This is a genomic window from Actinacidiphila guanduensis, from assembly GCF_900103985.1.
Taxonomy (GTDB): Bacteria; Actinomycetota; Actinomycetes; order Streptomycetales; family Streptomycetaceae; genus Actinacidiphila; species Actinacidiphila guanduensis.
Genome location: NZ_FNIE01000005.1, coordinates 371739 through 387527, shown reverse-complemented (window position 1 = coordinate 387527; position 15789 = coordinate 371739). Strand labels below are relative to the sequence as shown.

Here is a 15789-nt window from a genome sequence, read left to right as displayed (position 1 = left end):
TCGCCGAGCCGGTGGCCGCGGGGCCGCCACCGGCCCGTTCGCCCGTCCGCGGAGCCGTTGCCGCCGTGGCGGCGGGTGCCTCGGGGTCGGGGGTCGGCTGGTGCGGCGTGTGCGTGCCCGGGGAGCTGTTCACCCCTCCACTATCCCCTGCCCGTACCGGGGTCCCGCGCCGGGGGCCGCCGCCCGCGAACGTCCCGCGCGGGCCCCGCGCGCCCGCCGCGGCGCCTTGCGGACGCCTCCGGGTCATACGGAGTCCCCGCATCCGCCAGGTGAAGGTAAAGCGGAGATCGCCAACCGCTCCTTGTTGGCGTGCACGTGCCACGCATACGGTTCCGGCGTCCCACTCCCCACACAACGCAACGGAAACCACAGGAATCACACAGTTCCTCCCGCCACCACTGTTCCCCCCACCACAGGAGGCGTGGCTTTGCGCTTCACCCTCGGCACCTCTCGTACGCCGGACCCCTCCGGCTCCCCGCGGGCCCACCACACCCGCCCATCCGTCAAGGCCGGCCTCGCCCTCGCGGCGGCGGCCGGCCTCACCGTTTCCGGGCTCGTCGTCGCCTCGGCGGCCACCGCGGCCCCGGGCGGCCTGACCACGGCGCACTCCTGCGCCGCGGCGAAGAAGTCCGGCCAGATGTCCTGTCTGGCGGTGAAGGTCACCGGCGGGGCGTCGTCACTGGCCCGCTCGACCGGCGCCGTCCGCCCCGCCGACGCCCCCTCCGGCTTCGGCCCGGCCGACCTGCGCAGCGCGTACGCCCTGCCGGACACCGGCGGGGACGGCGCCACAGTTGCAATCGTCGACGCCTACGACGACCCCAACGCCGAGCAGGACCTGGCCACTTACCGCTCCACGTACGGCCTGCCCGCGTGCACCACCGCGAACGGCTGCTTCCGGAAGGTGGGCCAGAGCGGCAGCTCCTCCGCGCTGCCGGCGCCCAACGACGGCTGGGCCGAGGAGATATCGCTCGACGTCGACATGGTCAGCGCGGTCTGCCCGAGCTGCCACATCCTGCTGGTCGAGGCCGACAGCTCGATGATGACCGACCTCGGCAGCTCGGTGAACACCGCGGTGTCGCTGGGCGCGAAGTACGTCTCCAACAGCTACGGCGGCGGTGAGTCCCCCGCCGACAGCTCCTACGACACCTCGTACTTCGACCACCCGGGCGTGGCCGTCACGGTCAGCGCGGGCGACGCGGGCTACGGCGTGGAGTACCCGGCGGGCTCCTCCTACGTCACCGCGGTCGGCGGCACCTCGCTGACGAAGGACTCCTCGGCGCGCGGCTGGAGCGAGAGCGCGTGGGCCGGCTCCGGCTCGGGCTGCTCGGCCTACGACACCAAGCCCGCCTGGCAGACCGACTCCGGCTGCGCCAACCGCGCGGTCGCCGACGTCTCCGCGGTGGCCGACCCGGCCACGGGCGTAGCCGTCCACGACACCTACGGCGGCGACGGCGGCTGGGAGGTCTTCGGCGGCACCAGCGTCTCCTCGCCGATCATCGCCTCGATCTACGCCCTGGCCGGCACCCCGGCAGAGGGTTCGACGCCCTCCTCCTTCCCGTACGCGCGCACCGGCGACCTCAACGATGTGGTCGGCGGCTCCAACGGCGAGTGCGGCGGCGGCTACCTGTGCACGGGCCTCGCCGGCTTCGACGGCCCGACCGGCCTCGGCACACCCAACGGCCTGGGAGCGTTCACCGGTTGACCACCGGGCGCGCCTGACCAGGCGTCAATCAGCAGGGGCGGAGCGGCCGTTCGGCTGCTCCGCCCCTCGGCGTCGTGAGGCGTTGTGGGACGACGTGAGGCGGCACAGGCCCTCGCGGAGGGTGCCCGACCCGCTCAGCCGCCCAGCCGGTTCGCGGTGGCCACCGCCCGCAGCACCGCGGCCGCCTTGTTGCGGCACTCGATGTCCTCCGAGACGGGGTCGGAGTCGGCCACGATGCCCGCGCCCGCCTGCACATAGGCGGTGCCGTCGCGCAGCAGGGCGGTACGGATGGCGATGGCGGTGTCGGAGTCGCCGGCGAAGTCCAGGTAGCCGACGCAGCCGCCGTACAGGCCGCGCCGGGCCGGCTCCAGCTCCTCGATGATCTGCATCGCCCGCGGCTTGGGCGCCCCGGACAGGGTGCCGGCCGGGAAGCAGGCGGTCAGCACGTCGAAGGCGGTGCGGCCTTCGGCGACCTGCCCGGTGACGGTGGAGACGATGTGCATCACGTGCGAGTAGCGCTCCACCGACATGAAGTCGACGACCTCCACGCTGCCGGGCTCGCAGACCCGGCCGAGGTCGTTGCGCCCGAGGTCGACCAGCATCAGGTGCTCGGCGCGCTCCTTGGGGTCGGCGAGCAGTTCCTCGGCGAGCGCGGTGTCGGCCTGCGGGGTGGCGCCGCGCGGCCGGGTCCCGGCGATCGGGTGCAGCATCGCCCGCCCGTCCTCGACCTTGACCAGCGCCTCGGGGCTGGAGCCCACCACGTCGAAGCCGCCGTCCGCGGTGCCGTCCTCGCCCGGGAAGCGCAGCAGGTACATGTACGGGCTGGGGTTGGTGGCCCGCAGCACCCGGTAGACGTCCAGCGCACTCGCCGTGCAGGGCGTCTCGAACCGCTGCGAGGGCACGACCTGGAACGCCTCGCCGGCCCTGATCCGCTCCTTGACGTCCTCCACCGCGTCCCGGAAGTCCTGGCCGCCCCAGCGGGTGGTGTACGCGGGCAGCTCGGAGGCGGGCAGCTCGACGGGCGGCTGCTCCACCGGCTTGGCGAGGTCGGCCGCCATGGCGTCCAGGCGGGCCACGGCGTCGGCGTACGCCTCGTCCACCCCGGTGTCGCGGTCGTTGTGGTTGATCGCGTTCGCGATCAGCAGCACGCTGCCGTCCCAGTGGTCGAGCACCGCGAGGTCGGAGGTGAGCAGCATGGTCAGCTCGGGCAGGCGCAGCTCGTCGGTGCCGTGCTCGCCGATGCGCTCCAGGCGGCGGACGATGTCGTAGCCGAGGTAGCCGACCATGCCGCCGGTGAAGGGCGGCATGCCGGCGCCGAGGTCGCGCGGGGTGTGCAGGGCCTCCACGGTGGCGCGCAGCGCGGCCAGCGGGTCGCCGTCGGTGGGCACACCGACCGGCGGGGTACCGAGCCAGTGCGCCCGGCCGTCGCGGGCGGTGAGGGTGGCCGCGGAGCGGACGCCGACGAAGGAGTATCGCGACCAGGTCCTGTTGTGCTCGGCCGACTCCAGCAGGAAGGTGCCGACGCGCTCCCCGGCGAGCTTGCGGTAGAGCCCGACAGGGGTGTCGCCGTCGGCGAGGAGCCGCCGGCTGACCGGGATCACCCGGCGGTCCACGGCCAGCTTCCGGAAGGTTGCGAGGTCCATGGCCAGAGCCTAGTGGGCGCTCGCAGGGATGCGGTCGGCGTGCGCCACTTCCCTGCTCCCGGACCGGGCCGCAGCCTCGCGGTGGCCGCGGGTGGGGCGGCTTGCGGCGGTCCGGGTCAGCCCAGCAGGACGTCGCGGTCGAAGCAGGTGCGCTCGCCGGTGTGGCAGGCCGCGCCGGTCTGGTCCACCTTGACCAGCACCGTGTCGCCGTCGCAGTCCAGGGCCACGGACTTCACCAGCTGGACGTGCCCGGAGGTGTCGCCCTTGACCCAGTACTCCTGCCTGCTGCGGCTCCAGTACGTGCAGCGGCCGGTGGTCAGGGTGCGGTGCAGCGCCTCGGCGTCCATCCAGCCGAGCATCAGCACCTCACCGGTGTCGTACTGCTGGGCGATGGCCGGAACCAGTCCGTCGGCGTTGCGCTTGAGGCGGGCGGTGATGGCGGGGTCGAGCGAGGTCGCGGGCATGGACCCATTCTGCCGCCGCCGCGGCGCGGACCGGAAAACAGCGGTATTTCCGCGCCATGTACCAAGCACGTCACCGTTGTTGTCCGGTATCCGGTTGACGCTCGCCGATGTCACCCGTTTGGGGCATCCTTCCCCCATGGGTTTTCCTCCGCCGCCGCCAGATGGTCCCCCGCCGCCACCCGAGCAGAGCGGCGGGTTCGGCCCGCCGCAGGGCTTCGGCCCGCCCCCGCCGCCGCAGGGCGACGGCGGCTACGGTCAGCCCGCCCAGCCGGCGCAGCCCTACGGCTACCCGCAGCAGGGCGGCCAGCCGACGCAGCCCTACGGCTACCCCCAGCAGGCCCCGGGGTACGGCCCGCCCGGGCAGCCGGGCCCGCCCGGCGGTTACGGCTACGGCGACCCGCAGCAGGGCTTCGGCTATCCGCCGCCGCCCCCGCCGCCGAACCACAAGAAGCGCAACGCGTGGATAGCCGTGGGCACCGTGGTGGTGGTCGGGGCGATCATCGGCGGGGTGATCGCGGCCAGCGGCGGTGACGACAAGAAGAAGAACACCGCGGACGACAAGCCGACGCACTCCTTCAGCGGGCTGCCCTCCGGCCTGCCGACGGACACCGGCCTGCCGACGCCGAGTTTCACGATCCCCTCGATCGACCCGTCCCTGGACCTGCCGACCGACCTGCCGAGCGACGACTCCACGGACGGCGACCAGAAGCTGGTCCCCTACGTGGTGCTCTCGCCGGGCACCTGCTTCGACGCGCCCACGCTGACCCCCTCGGTCTCGGAGGTCACCAAGCGCTCCTGCAGCTCGGCGCACGACGCCCAGGTGGTGGCGAACGAGACGCTGACCGGCACCTTCTCCTCGGACTCCGAGATCCAGAGCAAGGCACTGCAGCTGTGCACGAAGGACGCCGAGAAGCACCTGCCGAGCGACGGCAGGACGTACTACCCGTACGCGCTCTTCCCCAAGCTCGTCACCTTCGAGCTGCAGGGCAAGAAGACCGTCACCTGCTCGCTGACCCGCAACAACGGCACTTCGGGCACGAAGCTCTACAGCAAGCTGTAACCCCCGGCGGCGAGGGGCCGGACGAATCGGGCCAGGGGGGAGACCCTGTCCGGCAAATAGCGGCGTCCGCCCGTGAGGGCGGGGGCGGCGGGGTCTGGGGCGTGCTCTCGGAAGGCGGAGGGAGGAGAGCGCAGCGGGCTGCGCCGACGACCGACAACGCAGCGAGAGTGCGTGCCAGGGCGCGGCGGCCAGGCGGGATTTGCCGGACAGGGTCTAGCCTGGCGGTATGACGAGCCATGCGCAGCGTGAACGTCTGCTCCTCGCCGACCTGCTGGAGCGCTCGGGTCCTGATGCCCCGACGCTCTGCGAAGGCTGGACCACCCGCGAGATGGCGGCCCATCTGGTGGTGCGCGAGCGCCGCGGCGACGCGGCCGCCGGGACCTTGGTCCCCCGGCTCGCCGACCGCCTGGTGCGGGTCCGCACCGAGTACGCGGCCAAGCCGTACGACGAGCTGATCCACCTGATCCGCACCGGTCCGCCGCGTCTGTCGCCCTTCGCGCTCAAGCAGTTCGACGAGGCGGCGAACACCGTGGAGTTCTTCGTCCACTCCGAGGACGTGCGGCGGGCCGCCCCGGACTGGACCCCGCGCACCATCGACCCCGTCTTCGCCGACGCCCTGTGGCGCCGCTTGGAGCAGGGCGCCCGGGTGCTGGGCCGCCGCTCCCCCGTCGGCCTGGTGCTGCGCTGCCCGGACGGCCGCACCACCGTGGCCCACCGCGGCACCCCCGTGGTCACGGTCACCGGCGAGCCCGCCGAGCTGGTGATGTTCGCCTTCGGCCGGCAGGCGGCGGCGAAGGTCGAGGCCGAGGGCGACGACGACGCGGTCGCCAAGGCGTACGGCGCGAAGCTCGGCATCTGACCGTCCCACCGCGGCACCGGCGGGACGCGGCCCCGGGAGACGGGGGCCCAGCGGGGACTGGGCATCCCGCGATACCCGGCGGACAGCGGTCTCGCGGGACCCGGCGGCCCGGGCGCGGTATTCGTGGCGTAATTCCGCCCGAACGCCCGCAGGGGCGCCCCTCCTGCGGGCAGGATGGCCGCCATGTCCCTCGACGGCACCCGTGCCCATCTCAGCGGCCCCGGCGACCTGCCGCCCCTCGTGGAGCGTGCCGCCAGGACCGCCCGCCACCTCGGCTTCCCCCACTCCTGCCGGCCCGAGCAGGGGCGGCTGCTGCAGGCGCTGGCCGCAGGGGCGGAGCGGATCGGCGAGACCGGCACCGGGTGCGGGGTGGGCCTGGCCTGGATGGTGTCGGGGATGCGGCCCGGCGCCACGGCGGTGAGTATCGAGCGCGACCCGGTGCGCGCGGACGCGGCCGCCGCGCTCTTCTCCGGCCTCGCGCCCGAGGTTGCGGTGGAGTGCGGCGAGTGGCCGGCCATCGCCGCCCACGGCCCCTTCGATTTGCTGGTGCTGGACGGCGGCGGCCAGGGCAAGAGCCCGGCGGACCCGCCCGCGGACCCGGTCGCCCTGCTGCGGCCCGGCGGTGTGCTGGTGGTGGACGACTTCACGCCGTCCGCGGGCGCCCCGCCCGTCCACGAGGGCGCCCCGGACACCGCCCGCCTCCACTGGCTGGACCACCCCGCCCTGCGCACCATCGAGGTCCCCCTGGCCCCCGACCTCGCCACCCTCCTGTGCACCCGCCGCGCCTGAGCTGCCCTTGAACGGGCCCTGAACGGCCCCTGAAAGGCTGCCACTTCACCGCGTCCAAAGGCCGGGGCGGGCTCAGGGGCGGGTGCGCAGGCCGTCGAGGACGACGGTGAGCAGGTGGCGGGCTCGGGGTTCCCACTCCTGCTCGGACAGGTGGGAGAGGTAGCCGATCAGAACGATGACGTCGCGCGCGTCGACGTCGGGGCGGATGGTGCCCTCGGCCTGGCCGGCGGCGAGCAGGGCGGTCACGGCGTCGCCGATCGGGCCGTGGCTGCCCGCGGCCAGGTCCTGCGCGGCGCCCGCGGTCACGGCGGTGAGCACCCCGCGTTTGACGCGGGCGTAGCCGACCAGCCGGTCGAACCAGCGGGCGAGCGCCTCGACCGGCGGGTGCCGCTCCAGCAACTGCGGTGCCGCAGCCACGAGTTCGTCGACGTCCTGGCGGTAGACCTCGGCCAGCAGGTCCTCGCGGGTGGGGAAGTGGCGGTAGAGGGTGCCCTGGCCGACGCCTGCCTGCCGGGCGACCGCGTTGAGCTTGAGCTCCTGCGGGCCCGCGGCGAGGGCGGCGCGGGCGGCCTCGATGATCCGGGCCCGGTTCTCGGTGGCGTCGGCGCGGCGACGGGGTGCGGTCATGGGTCCTCGGCGGCACGGAGTGGATAAGTGGACACGTGTCCGCTACAGTCGGGAAGCAGAAGCGGACACGTGTCCACATTACTCGGAAAGGGGACCCCCGTGTCACCCAGCAGCACCACGGGCAGCGCCGTCGACGGCATCAAGGGCAAGGTCGTCGCCATCACCGGCGCGAGCAGCGGCATCGGTGAGGCCACCGCCCGCCTGCTCGCCGAGCGCGGCGCCGCCGTCGTCCTCGGCGCCCGACGCACCGAGCGGCTCGACGCCCTGGCCCGCGAGATCCGCGACGCCGGCGGCCGGTCCGCCGTCCGCGCCACCGACGTCACACGGGCCGCCGATCTGGAGGCCCTGGTCGCCCTGGCCGTCGAGGAGTTCGGCCGGCTCGACGTGCTGGTCGGCAACGCGGGGATCAGCCGGATCGGCCCGGTCGCGGACGGCGACCTGGCCGGCTGGTCGGCGATGATCGACGTCAACGTGCGCGGGGTGCTGCACGGCATCGCCGCCGCGCTGCCCGTCTTCCGCCGCCAGGGCCGCGGCCACCTGGTGACCACCGTCTCCACCTCGGGGCTGAAGATCGTCCCGACGCAGGCCGTCTACGCCGGGACGAAGAACGCGGTGCGCACCCTGCTGGAGGGGCTGCGGCAGGAGTCCACCGACGGGGTGCTGCGCACCACCTCGATCTCCCCCGGCTTCGTGCGCACCGAACTGGTCGGCTCCATCGAGGACCCGGCGGTCCGCGCCGAGGCCGAGCAGCGGATGGCCACGATCGGCATCGCCCCCGAGGCCGTGGCCCGCGCGATCGCCTTCGCCATCGAGCAGCCCGACAACGTCGAGATCGGCGACCTCACCATCCGCCCCACCGTCCAGAACTGACCGGGCTCAGCGCACCGGGTTGCCGGCCTCGCGCAGGGCGGACTTGACCTCGCCGATGCGCAGGTCGCCGAAGTGGAAGACGGAGGCGGCGAGCACCGCGTCGGCGCCCGCGGCCACCGCGGGGGCGAAGTCGGCGAGCCGGCCCGCGCCGCCGGAGGCGATGACGGGCACGGTGACGTGCTCGCGGACCGCGGCGATCATCTCGGTGTCGTAGCCGTCCTTGGTGCCGTCGGCGTCCATCGAGTTGAGCAGGATCTCCCCCGCGCCCAACTCGGCCGCCTGGTGGGCCCATTCGACGGCGTCGATCCCCGTGCCCCGGCGGCCGCCGTGGGTGGTGACCTCGAAGGAGCCGGTGGGGGTCCGGCGGGCGTCCACCGAGAGGACCAGCACCTGGCGGCCGAACCGCTCGGCGATCTCCCGGATCAGCTCGGGCCTGGCGATGGCCGCGGTGTTCACCCCGACCTTGTCGGCGCCGGCCCGCAGCAGCCGGTCCACGTCCTCGGCGCTGCGCACCCCGCCGCCCACGGTGAGCGGGATGAAGACCTGCTCGGCGGTGCGCCGCACCACGTCGTAGGTGGTCTCGCGGTCGCCGGAGGAGGCGGTGATGTCGAGGAAGGTCAGCTCGTCGGCGCCCTCGGCGTCGTACAGCTTGGCCATCTCGACGGGGTCGCCGGCGTCCCGCAGGTTCTGGAAGTTGACGCCCTTGACCACCCGCCCGGCGTCGACGTCCAGGCAGGGGATGACGCGGACGGCCAGGGTCATGCGGTGCCTCCGGTGGTGCCGTGGTAAGCCTCGATCTCGACCTCGACCAGCACCCGCGAGTCCGAGAAGCCGGCCACGACCACCATCGTCGCGGCCGGGCGGACCTCGCCGAACAGCTCGCGGTGGGCGCGGCGGGCCTCCTCGGCGTCGCGGGCGTGGCTGAGGTAGGTGCGGGTGCGCACCACGTCGGCGGCGCCCAGCCCGAAGGGCTCCAGCGCCTCGATGGCGGCGCCGAAGGCCGCGAGGGTCTGCTGGTAGGGCTCGTCGTCGCCGGGCACGGCGCCGCCCTGCTGGGGCGGCATCCGCCCGGAGACGAGCACCAGGTCGCCGGCCTGCACGGCGCTGGCCGCGCCGGTCGACTCCTCCCACGAGCTGCCGGACTGCTCGCGGCGCACACCACGGCTACGGGTCATCGCGACACTGCCTCCAGGGCCTCTTGAAGCGTGAACGCCTTCGCATAGAGCGCCTTTCCGACGATGGCGCCTTCCACACCCTGCGGCACCAGGGCGGCGATGGCGCGCAGGTCGTCCAGGCTGGAGACGCCGCCGGAGGCGACCACGGGCCGGTCGGTGGCCGCGCACACCCCGGACAGCAGCTCCAGGTTGGGGCCCTGCAGGGTGCCGTCCTTGGCGATGTCGGTGACGACGTAGCGGGCGCAGCCCTCGCTGTCCAGGCGGGCCAGCGTCTCGTAGAGGTCGCCGCCGTCGCGGGTCCAGCCGCGGCCGCGCAGGGTGGTGCCGCGCACGTCGAGGCCGACCGCGATCCGGTCGCCGTGCTCGGCGATGACCTTGGCCACCCAGGCGGGGCTCTCCAGGGCGGCGGTGCCGAGGTTGACCCGGGTGCAGCCGGTGGCCAGGGCCGCGGCCAGCGTGTCGTCGTCGCGGATGCCGCCGGACAGCTCGACCTTCAGGTCCATCCGGCCCGCCACCTCCGCGATCAGCGCGCGGTTGTCGCCGGTGCCGAAGGCCGCGTCCAGGTCCACCAGGTGCAGCCACTCGGCGCCCGCCTCCTGCCAGGCCAGCGCGGCGGCCAGCGGGTCGCCGTAGGAGGTCTCCGAGCCGGACTCGCCGTGCACCAGGCGGACGGCCTGGCCGTCGCGGACGTCGACGGCGGGGAGGAGTTCGAGCGTGCTCATCGGGATGCGGTCCTCAAGGGATCGTGGGCGATCGTGGGCGGCGAAGCGGAGCGGAAGGGCGGTTCGGGGTCCGTGTCAGAAGGTGTCAGAGGGTGTCCAGCCAGTTGCGCAGCAGGACCGCGCCGGCGTCCCCGGACTTCTCCGGATGGAACTGGGTGGCCCACAGCGGGCCGTTCTCCACGGCGGCGACGAAGGGCTCGCCGTGGGTGGTCCAGGCGACCTTGGGCGCGCGGATGGACCCGTTGTGCGCCTCCATGGTCCACTCCCGCACGCCGTAGGAGTGCACGAAGTAGAACCGGGCGTCCTCGTCCAGGCCCGCGAACTGCCGTGAGTCCTCGGGGGCCTTGACGGTGTTCCAGCCCATGTGCGGGACGACCGGGGCGCGCAGCGGCTCCACGGTGCCAGGCCACTCGTCGAGCCCGTCGGTGCGTACCCCGTGCTCGATGCCCTCGGCGAAGAGCACCTGCATGCCGACGCAGATGCCCAGCACCGGGCGGCCGCCGGCCAGCCGGCGTCCGACGATCCAGTCGCCGCGGACGGCACGCAGCCCGGCCATGCAGGCGGCGAAGGCGCCCACGCCGGGGACGAGCAGGCCGTCGGCGGCCATCGCCCGGTCGTAGTCGGCGCTGATCTCCACCTCGGCGCCGGCCCGGGCCAGCGCCCGCTCGGCGGAGCGGATGTTGCCGAAGCCGTAGTCGAGGACGACCACGCTCTTGCTCATGCCCGCCCCCTCACAGCTGCATGAACCCGGCGGCCAGCGCCATCACCGAGCCCACCGCGAGCAGCGTGATCAGGCTGCGGGACTGCTTCTGCTTCCAGAAGGAGTAGACCCCGCCGGCGAGGAACAGGCCGAGCAGGATGAAGAGAGAGGACCCCTTGTTCACAGCGCTTCCTTCGTGTTCACAGCGCGCCCTTGGTGGAGGGCAGGATTCCCGCGGCGCGCGGGTCGCGCTCGCTGGCGTAGCGCAGCGCCCGGGCCAGCGCCTTGAACTGGCACTCCACGATGTGGTGCGCGTTGCGCCCGTAGGGCACGTGGACGTGCAGGGCGATCTGCGCCTGCGCCACGAAGGACTCCAGGATGTGCCGGGTCATCGTGGTGTCGTACGTGCCGATCATCGGGGCCATGGTCTCAGGCTCGGTGTGCACCAGGTACGGCCGCCCCGACAGGTCCACGGTGACCTGGGCGAGCGCCTCGTCCAGCGGCACCGTGCAGTTGCCGAACCGGTAGATGCCCACCTTGTCGCCGAGGGCCTGCTTGAAGGCCGCGCCCAGGGCGAGCGCGGTGTCCTCGATGGTGTGGTGGGTGTCGATGTGCAGGTCACCGTCGGTCTTCACGGTGAGATCGAACAGGCCGTGCCGGCCGAGCTGGTCGAGCATGTGGTCGTAGAAGCCCACACCGGTGGACACGGAGACCTGCCCGGTGCCGTCGAGGTCGATCTCCACGACGGTGGACGTCTCCTTGGTGGTGCGCTCGACGCGTCCCACGCGGCTCATGCGGACTCCTCAGTGGTGCGGTGCTCGCCGGCGACGGCGCGGGCCGCCGCCAGGAACGCGGTGTTCTCGGCCGGGGTGCCGGCGCTGACCCGCAGCCAGCCGGGCACCCCGTTGTCGCGGACCAGGACGCCGCGGTCGAGGATCGCCTGCCAGGCGGCGTGGCTGTCGGCGAACCGGCCGAACTGCACGAAGTTGGCGTCGGACTCGGTCACCTCGTAGCCGGCGGCGCGCAGTTCGGCGACCAGCCGGTCGCGCTCGGCCTTCAGCTGCTCGACGTAGCCGAGCAGGGTGTCGGTGTACTCCAGCGCCGCGAGCGCGGTGGCCTGGGTGACGGAGGACAGATGGTAGGGCAGCCGGACCAGCTGCACGGCGTCCACCACCGCGGGATCGGCCGCCAGATAGCCCAGCCGCAGGCCCGCGGCGCCGAACGCCTTGGACATGGTGCGGGTGAGCACCAGGTGCGGGCGGCCCTCGATCAGCGGCAGCAGCGAGGGGCGGTGGGAGAACTCCGCGTACGCCTCGTCGACCACGACCATCGAGGGGCCGGCCGCCTGCGCGGCCTCGTAGAGCGCGAGGACCGTCTCGGGGGCGACCGCGGTGGCGGTGGGGTTGTTCGGCGAGCAGACGAAGACGACCTCGGGCCGCAGCTCGCCGATGGCGCGGACGGCGGCCTCGACGTCGATGGTGAAGTCCTCGTTGCGCGGCCCGGAGATCCAGCCGGTGCCGGTGCCGCGGGAGATCAGCGCGTGCATGGAGTACGACGGCTCGAAGCCGATGGCGCGCCGGCCGGGGCCGCCGAAGGTCTGCAGCAGCTGCTGGATGATCTCGTTGGACCCGTTGGCGGCCCACACCTGCGAGACGCCCACGGCGTGGCCCGCGGTCCGGGTGAGGTAGCCGGCCAGCGCGGTGCGCAACTCGACGGCGTCGCGGTCCGGGTAGCGGTTGAGGTCGCGCGCGGCCTCGGCGACCCGCTCGGCGATGCGGGCGACCAGCGCCTCGGGCAGCGGGTAGGGGTTCTCGTTGGTGTTGAGCAGCACGGGCACGTCGAGCTGCGGCGCGCCGTAGGGCGACTGGCCGCGCAGCTCGTCGCGGATGGGCAGGTCGTCCAGGGTCAGGACGCGGGCGCCGGGGGCCTCGGGGGCGACAGGGGCGGCGGCCGGGCCCGTCGGCTTCGCGGGGGAGGTCACGCGCCGCCTCCGAACCGCGCGGTCACGGCGGCGCCGTGCGCGGGCAGGTCCTCGGCGTTCGCCAGCGCCACCACGTGGTGGGCGACCTCGGCGAGCGCCTCGCGGGAGTAGTCCACGACGTGGATGCCGCGCAGGAAGGACTGCACGGACAGGCCCGAGGAGTGGCAGGCGCAGCCGCCGGTGGGCAGCACGTGGTTGGAGCCCGCGCAGTAGTCGCCGAGCGAGACGGGGGCGTGCGGGCCGACGAAGACGGCGCCGGCGTTGCGCACCCGGGCGGCGACCTCGGCGGCGTCCTGGGTGTGGATCTCCAGGTGCTCGGCCGCGTAGGCGTCCACAATCTCCAGGCCCTGCTCCAGGGTGTCGACAAGGACCGTCGCCGACTGCCGGCCGCCCAGGGCGGCGGTGATCCGCTCGCGGTGCTTGGTGGCGGCGACCTGGGTGTCGAGTTCCTTGTCGACGGCGTCGGCGAGTTCGGCGGAGGTGGTGACCAGCACCGCCGCCGCCAGCGTGTCGTGCTCGGCCTGGCTGATCAGGTCGGCGGCGACGAAGGCGGGGTCGGCGGAGGCGTCGGCGAGGATGGCGATCTCGGTGGGCCCGGCCTCGGCGTCGATCCCGATGCGGCCCTTGAGCAGGCGCTTGGCGGCGGCCACGTAGATGTTGCCGGGGCCGGTGACCAGGTTCACCGGGCGGCACTCGTCGGTGCCGTAGGCGAACATGGCGATCGCCTGGGCGCCACCGGCCGCGTAGACCTCCTCGACACCCAGCAGGGCGCAGGCGGCCAGGATCGCCGGGGCGGGCAGCCCGCCGGTCTCCTTCTGCGGCGGGGAGGCCACCGCGATGCCCTCGACGCCGGCCTCCTGGGCGGGCACCACGTTCATCACGACGGAGGACGCGTAGGCGGCCAGGCCGCCCGGCACGTACAGCCCGACCCGCTGGACGGGCACCCAGCGCTCGGTGACGCTGCCGCCGGGCACGACCTGGGTGGTGGTGTCGGTGCGGCGCTGGTCGCGGTGGACGGCGCGGGCCCGGCGGACCGACTCCTCCAGGGCGGCGCGGACCTCCGGGTCGAGCGCGGCCAGCGCGCCGGCCAGCGCCTCGGCGGGCACCCGCAGCCGCTCCAGGCGGACCCCGTCGAACCGCTCGCCGTACTCCAGCACCGCCGCGGTGCCGCGATGGCGCACGTCCTCGCAGATCGGCCGCACTGCCTCCAGCGCGGCCTCCACGTCGAACTCGGCACGGGGCAGCAGGTCGCGGTCGATACCGCCCTCGGGGAAGGCGGCACCGCGCAGGTCGATTCGGGAGATCACCCTGCCAAGTGTAGAGACCCGCCCGCCGCGGCCGTTTCACGGTTCCATTCCGTGATACGGGGGCGGGTCGCGGCCGGGCGCGGCTTTCGTGGCGGCGCCGTGACACGGGGGCGGCCGCGGGGTAAGGGCCTGTTTGCCGCGGGGACCGGCGGTGCCGCTAGCGTGGCGGCCGCGCCCCGCCGGGACGGGGGCCGGGCAGGGACGAGCAGTGGCCAGCAGGGACGAGCAGGGCCGGTCGGGTACCAGCGGGGACCGGCGGGCACGGGGAGGGGCGGGGATGGCCGAACGGGACAGGACGGCGCCACCGGACGACTGGACGGCGCCGGAGCAGCGCATGTGGTGGCTGTTCCGGGCCGGCCGCACCTGCGACCTGCACCCTTCCGCGCAGGGCGGCGCGCCGGCGGCCGACCCGATCGACGGCCCGCCGTGGCCCGAGGAGCGCACCGTGCGGGCGCAGGCGGTCGCCGAGCTGTTACTGAACCCGCCGCCCTCCCAGCCGGGCCGGGTGGCCGCGCTCAAGCTCGCCGGGGTGCGGATCAGCGGCCGGCTGATGCTCTCCGGCGGTGTCATCACCCCTTACGTCCAGATGGACGACTGCCGCTTCGACGAGCAGCTGATGCTCCAGGAGTGCCGGGCCGGCAGCATCCGCCTGGTGCACTGCCTGATCCCGCGGGTGGAGGCGGCCCGGCTGCAGATCACCGGCGACCTGCACCTGCCGCAGTGCGTCGTCCCCGGCGGCATACGCATGACCGACGCCCAGATCGGCACCGATCTGATGCTCAACCAGGCGACCGTGCGCCGCGACCGGGTCGGCCGCGCGGTGGCCGCCGACGGGCTGCACGTCGGGCAGGACGTGGACGCCGAACTGCTCGACGTCACCGGAGAGTTCAGCCTGCGCAGCGCTCGCATCGGCGGCCGGCTGAGCCTGCGCGGCTCCACCCTGCGCAACCCGTCGGGCCGCTACGCGCTCAACGCGGCCAGGGTCCAGGTCGAGCACACCCTCTACCTGACGGCGGGCTGGAGCGCGGCGGACTCCGTCGGCGGCGACACCCCGCCGCCGCCCGGGATGCCCACCCGGGACTTCGTCTGCGAGGGCGGGCTGCGGCTGGACGACGGCCGGTTCGGCAACGCGGTGATCATCACCCGCGCCGACTTCCGGCTCGCCGACGAGCAGCAGCTCTCGCTGCGGCGCATCCAGACCCCCGAGCTGCGCTTCACCCCGGGCACCCCGCCGGACGGCATGGTCTCGCTGTCCGGCGCCCGGGTCGGCAAGCTGGTGGACGCGCCCGAGAGCTGGCCGGCCCCGGGCCGGCTGTCGCTGCGTGACTTCACCTACGACAGCCTCACCCCGCCCGCCGACTTCCCGCTGCGCTCCCGGATCGCCTGGCTGCGCGCGGCGACCCCGGAGTTCCGGCCGGAGCCGTACGAGCGGCTGGCCGCGGCGCTGCGGGCGAGCGGGGAGGACGTCGAGGCCCGCGAGGTGCTGCTGGCCCGGCAGCGGCGGCGCCGCGAGTCGCTGACCGTGGTGGGCCGCACGTGGGGCTGGCTGCAGGACGTCACGGTGGGATACGGCTTCCGGCCGGGCCGGGCCGCGGTGTGGATGGCGGTGCTGTGGGCGCTGGGCGCGGTGTATTTCGCAGTGGAGCCCGCGCCGCACCCGGCCGACAGCGGCTACGTGCCGCACTGGAACCCGGCCCTGTACGCGCTGGACCTGCTGCTGCCGGTGATCGACCTCGGCCAGGACAACGCCTGGCGGGAGACGGGCGTCGGGCAGTGGGTGGCCACGGGCCTGATCCTGCTGGGGTGGATGCTGGCGACGACCGCTGCCGCGGGCGCGTCCCGGCTGCTGCGGCGGGGGGCCTGAGCGGGGGGCTGGGCAGGGGGCTGCAC

Annotated in this window: 17 protein-coding genes; 6 read left to right on the top strand and 11 right to left on the bottom strand. The window is 74.1% G+C overall.

What is annotated here, in order from left to right:
• Nucleotides 1-427: 427 nt before the first annotated feature.
• Complete coding sequence (locus tag BLR33_RS13315; RefSeq protein WP_407639674.1) at nt 428-1702, top strand: S53 family peptidase; 1275 nt, start codon at nt 428-430, stop codon at nt 1700-1702.
• A gap of 134 nt (nt 1703-1836) precedes the next feature.
• Here the strand turns inward: BLR33_RS13315 and BLR33_RS13310 are convergent, their stop codons facing one another.
• Both BLR33_RS13310 and hisI read right to left on the bottom strand, forming a co-directional pair.
• Entirely contained in the window at nt 1837-3345 is a 1509-nt protein-coding gene (locus BLR33_RS13310) for an anthranilate synthase component I (protein WP_093784603.1), read from the bottom strand.
• 116 nt (nt 3346-3461) lie between these two features.
• On the bottom strand, nt 3462-3809 hold the full coding sequence (gene hisI / locus BLR33_RS13305) for a phosphoribosyl-AMP cyclohydrolase (protein ID WP_093784602.1): 348 nt from the start codon (nt 3807-3809) through the stop codon (nt 3462-3464).
• Nucleotides 3810-3945: 136 nt separating this feature from the next.
• Here hisI and BLR33_RS13300 point away from each other — a divergent pair, with 136 nt between their 5' ends.
• From BLR33_RS13300 to BLR33_RS13290, 3 genes are all read left to right on the top strand, one after another.
• Nucleotides 3946-4869 (top strand): hypothetical protein, encoded by a 924-nt coding sequence (locus BLR33_RS13300; RefSeq protein WP_093784601.1) that lies wholly within the window; start codon nt 3946-3948, stop codon nt 4867-4869.
• Between the two features lie 226 nt (nt 4870-5095).
• Nucleotides 5096-5728 carry a TIGR03085 family metal-binding protein gene (locus BLR33_RS13295; protein WP_093784600.1) on the top strand — a complete coding sequence of 211 codons (633 nt, stop codon included), beginning with the start codon at nt 5096-5098 and terminating at the stop codon, nt 5726-5728.
• A gap of 183 nt (nt 5729-5911) precedes the next feature.
• Entirely contained in the window at nt 5912-6517 is a 606-nt protein-coding gene (locus BLR33_RS13290) for an O-methyltransferase (protein WP_093784599.1), read from the top strand.
• A 72-nt stretch (nt 6518-6589) separates the two neighbouring features.
• Here BLR33_RS13290 and BLR33_RS13285 read toward each other — a convergent pair whose 3' ends face one another.
• The gene (locus BLR33_RS13285) at nt 6590-7144 is read right to left on the bottom strand and encodes a TetR/AcrR family transcriptional regulator (RefSeq protein WP_093784598.1); all 555 of its coding nucleotides are present in this window, start codon (nt 7142-7144) and stop codon (nt 6590-6592) included.
• Nucleotides 7145-7243: 99 nt separating this feature from the next.
• Between BLR33_RS13285 and BLR33_RS13280 the strand changes: the two genes are divergently transcribed.
• Nucleotides 7244-8014, top strand: a complete 771-nt coding sequence (locus BLR33_RS13280; protein WP_093784597.1) for an SDR family oxidoreductase — start codon at nt 7244-7246, stop codon at nt 8012-8014.
• Nucleotides 8015-8020: 6 nt separating this feature from the next.
• On the opposite strand, the gene hisF is transcribed toward BLR33_RS13280, so the two are convergent.
• The 8 genes from hisF to hisD all read right to left on the bottom strand — a co-directional run bounded on the left by hisF (nt 8021) and on the right by hisD (nt 13899).
• Nucleotides 8021-8776, bottom strand: a complete 756-nt coding sequence (gene hisF / locus BLR33_RS13275; RefSeq protein ID WP_093784596.1) for an imidazole glycerol phosphate synthase subunit HisF — start codon at nt 8774-8776, stop codon at nt 8021-8023.
• Nucleotides 8773-9189 (bottom strand): Rid family hydrolase, encoded by a 417-nt coding sequence (locus BLR33_RS13270; RefSeq protein ID WP_093784595.1) that lies wholly within the window; start codon nt 9187-9189, stop codon nt 8773-8775. The genes hisF and BLR33_RS13270 overlap by 4 nt, the downstream gene beginning before the upstream one ends.
• Nucleotides 9186-9911 (bottom strand): bifunctional 1-(5-phosphoribosyl)-5-((5-phosphoribosylamino)methylideneamino)imidazole-4-carboxamide isomerase/phosphoribosylanthranilate isomerase PriA, encoded by a 726-nt coding sequence (gene priA / locus BLR33_RS13265; RefSeq protein ID WP_093784594.1) that lies wholly within the window; start codon nt 9909-9911, stop codon nt 9186-9188. Before priA ends, BLR33_RS13270 begins: the two co-directional genes overlap by 4 nt.
• A gap of 85 nt (nt 9912-9996) precedes the next feature.
• The gene (hisH, locus tag BLR33_RS13260) at nt 9997-10632 is read right to left on the bottom strand and encodes an imidazole glycerol phosphate synthase subunit HisH (protein ID WP_093784593.1); all 636 of its coding nucleotides are present in this window, start codon (nt 10630-10632) and stop codon (nt 9997-9999) included.
• Nucleotides 10633-10642: 10 nt separating this feature from the next.
• Nucleotides 10643-10795: a hypothetical protein gene (locus BLR33_RS35185; protein ID WP_176930252.1), complete on the bottom strand. Its 153-nt coding sequence runs from the start codon at nt 10793-10795 to the stop codon at nt 10643-10645.
• A 16-nt stretch (nt 10796-10811) separates the two neighbouring features.
• Nucleotides 10812-11405, bottom strand: a complete 594-nt coding sequence (hisB, locus tag BLR33_RS13255) for an imidazoleglycerol-phosphate dehydratase HisB (protein ID WP_093784592.1) — start codon at nt 11403-11405, stop codon at nt 10812-10814.
• Complete coding sequence (locus tag BLR33_RS13250; protein WP_093784799.1) at nt 11402-12520, bottom strand: histidinol-phosphate transaminase; 1119 nt, start codon at nt 12518-12520, stop codon at nt 11402-11404. Before BLR33_RS13250 ends, hisB begins: the two co-directional genes overlap by 4 nt.
• 68 nt (nt 12521-12588) lie before the next feature.
• Nucleotides 12589-13899, bottom strand: coding sequence for a histidinol dehydrogenase (gene hisD / locus BLR33_RS13245; protein ID WP_093784591.1), 1311 nt, complete (start codon nt 13897-13899; stop codon nt 12589-12591).
• Between the two features lie 277 nt (nt 13900-14176).
• Between hisD and BLR33_RS13240 the strand changes: the two genes are divergently transcribed.
• On the top strand, nt 14177-15763 hold the full coding sequence (locus BLR33_RS13240) for an oxidoreductase (protein ID WP_093784590.1): 1587 nt from the start codon (nt 14177-14179) through the stop codon (nt 15761-15763).
• The last annotated feature ends 26 nt before the right edge of the window (nt 15764-15789 follow it).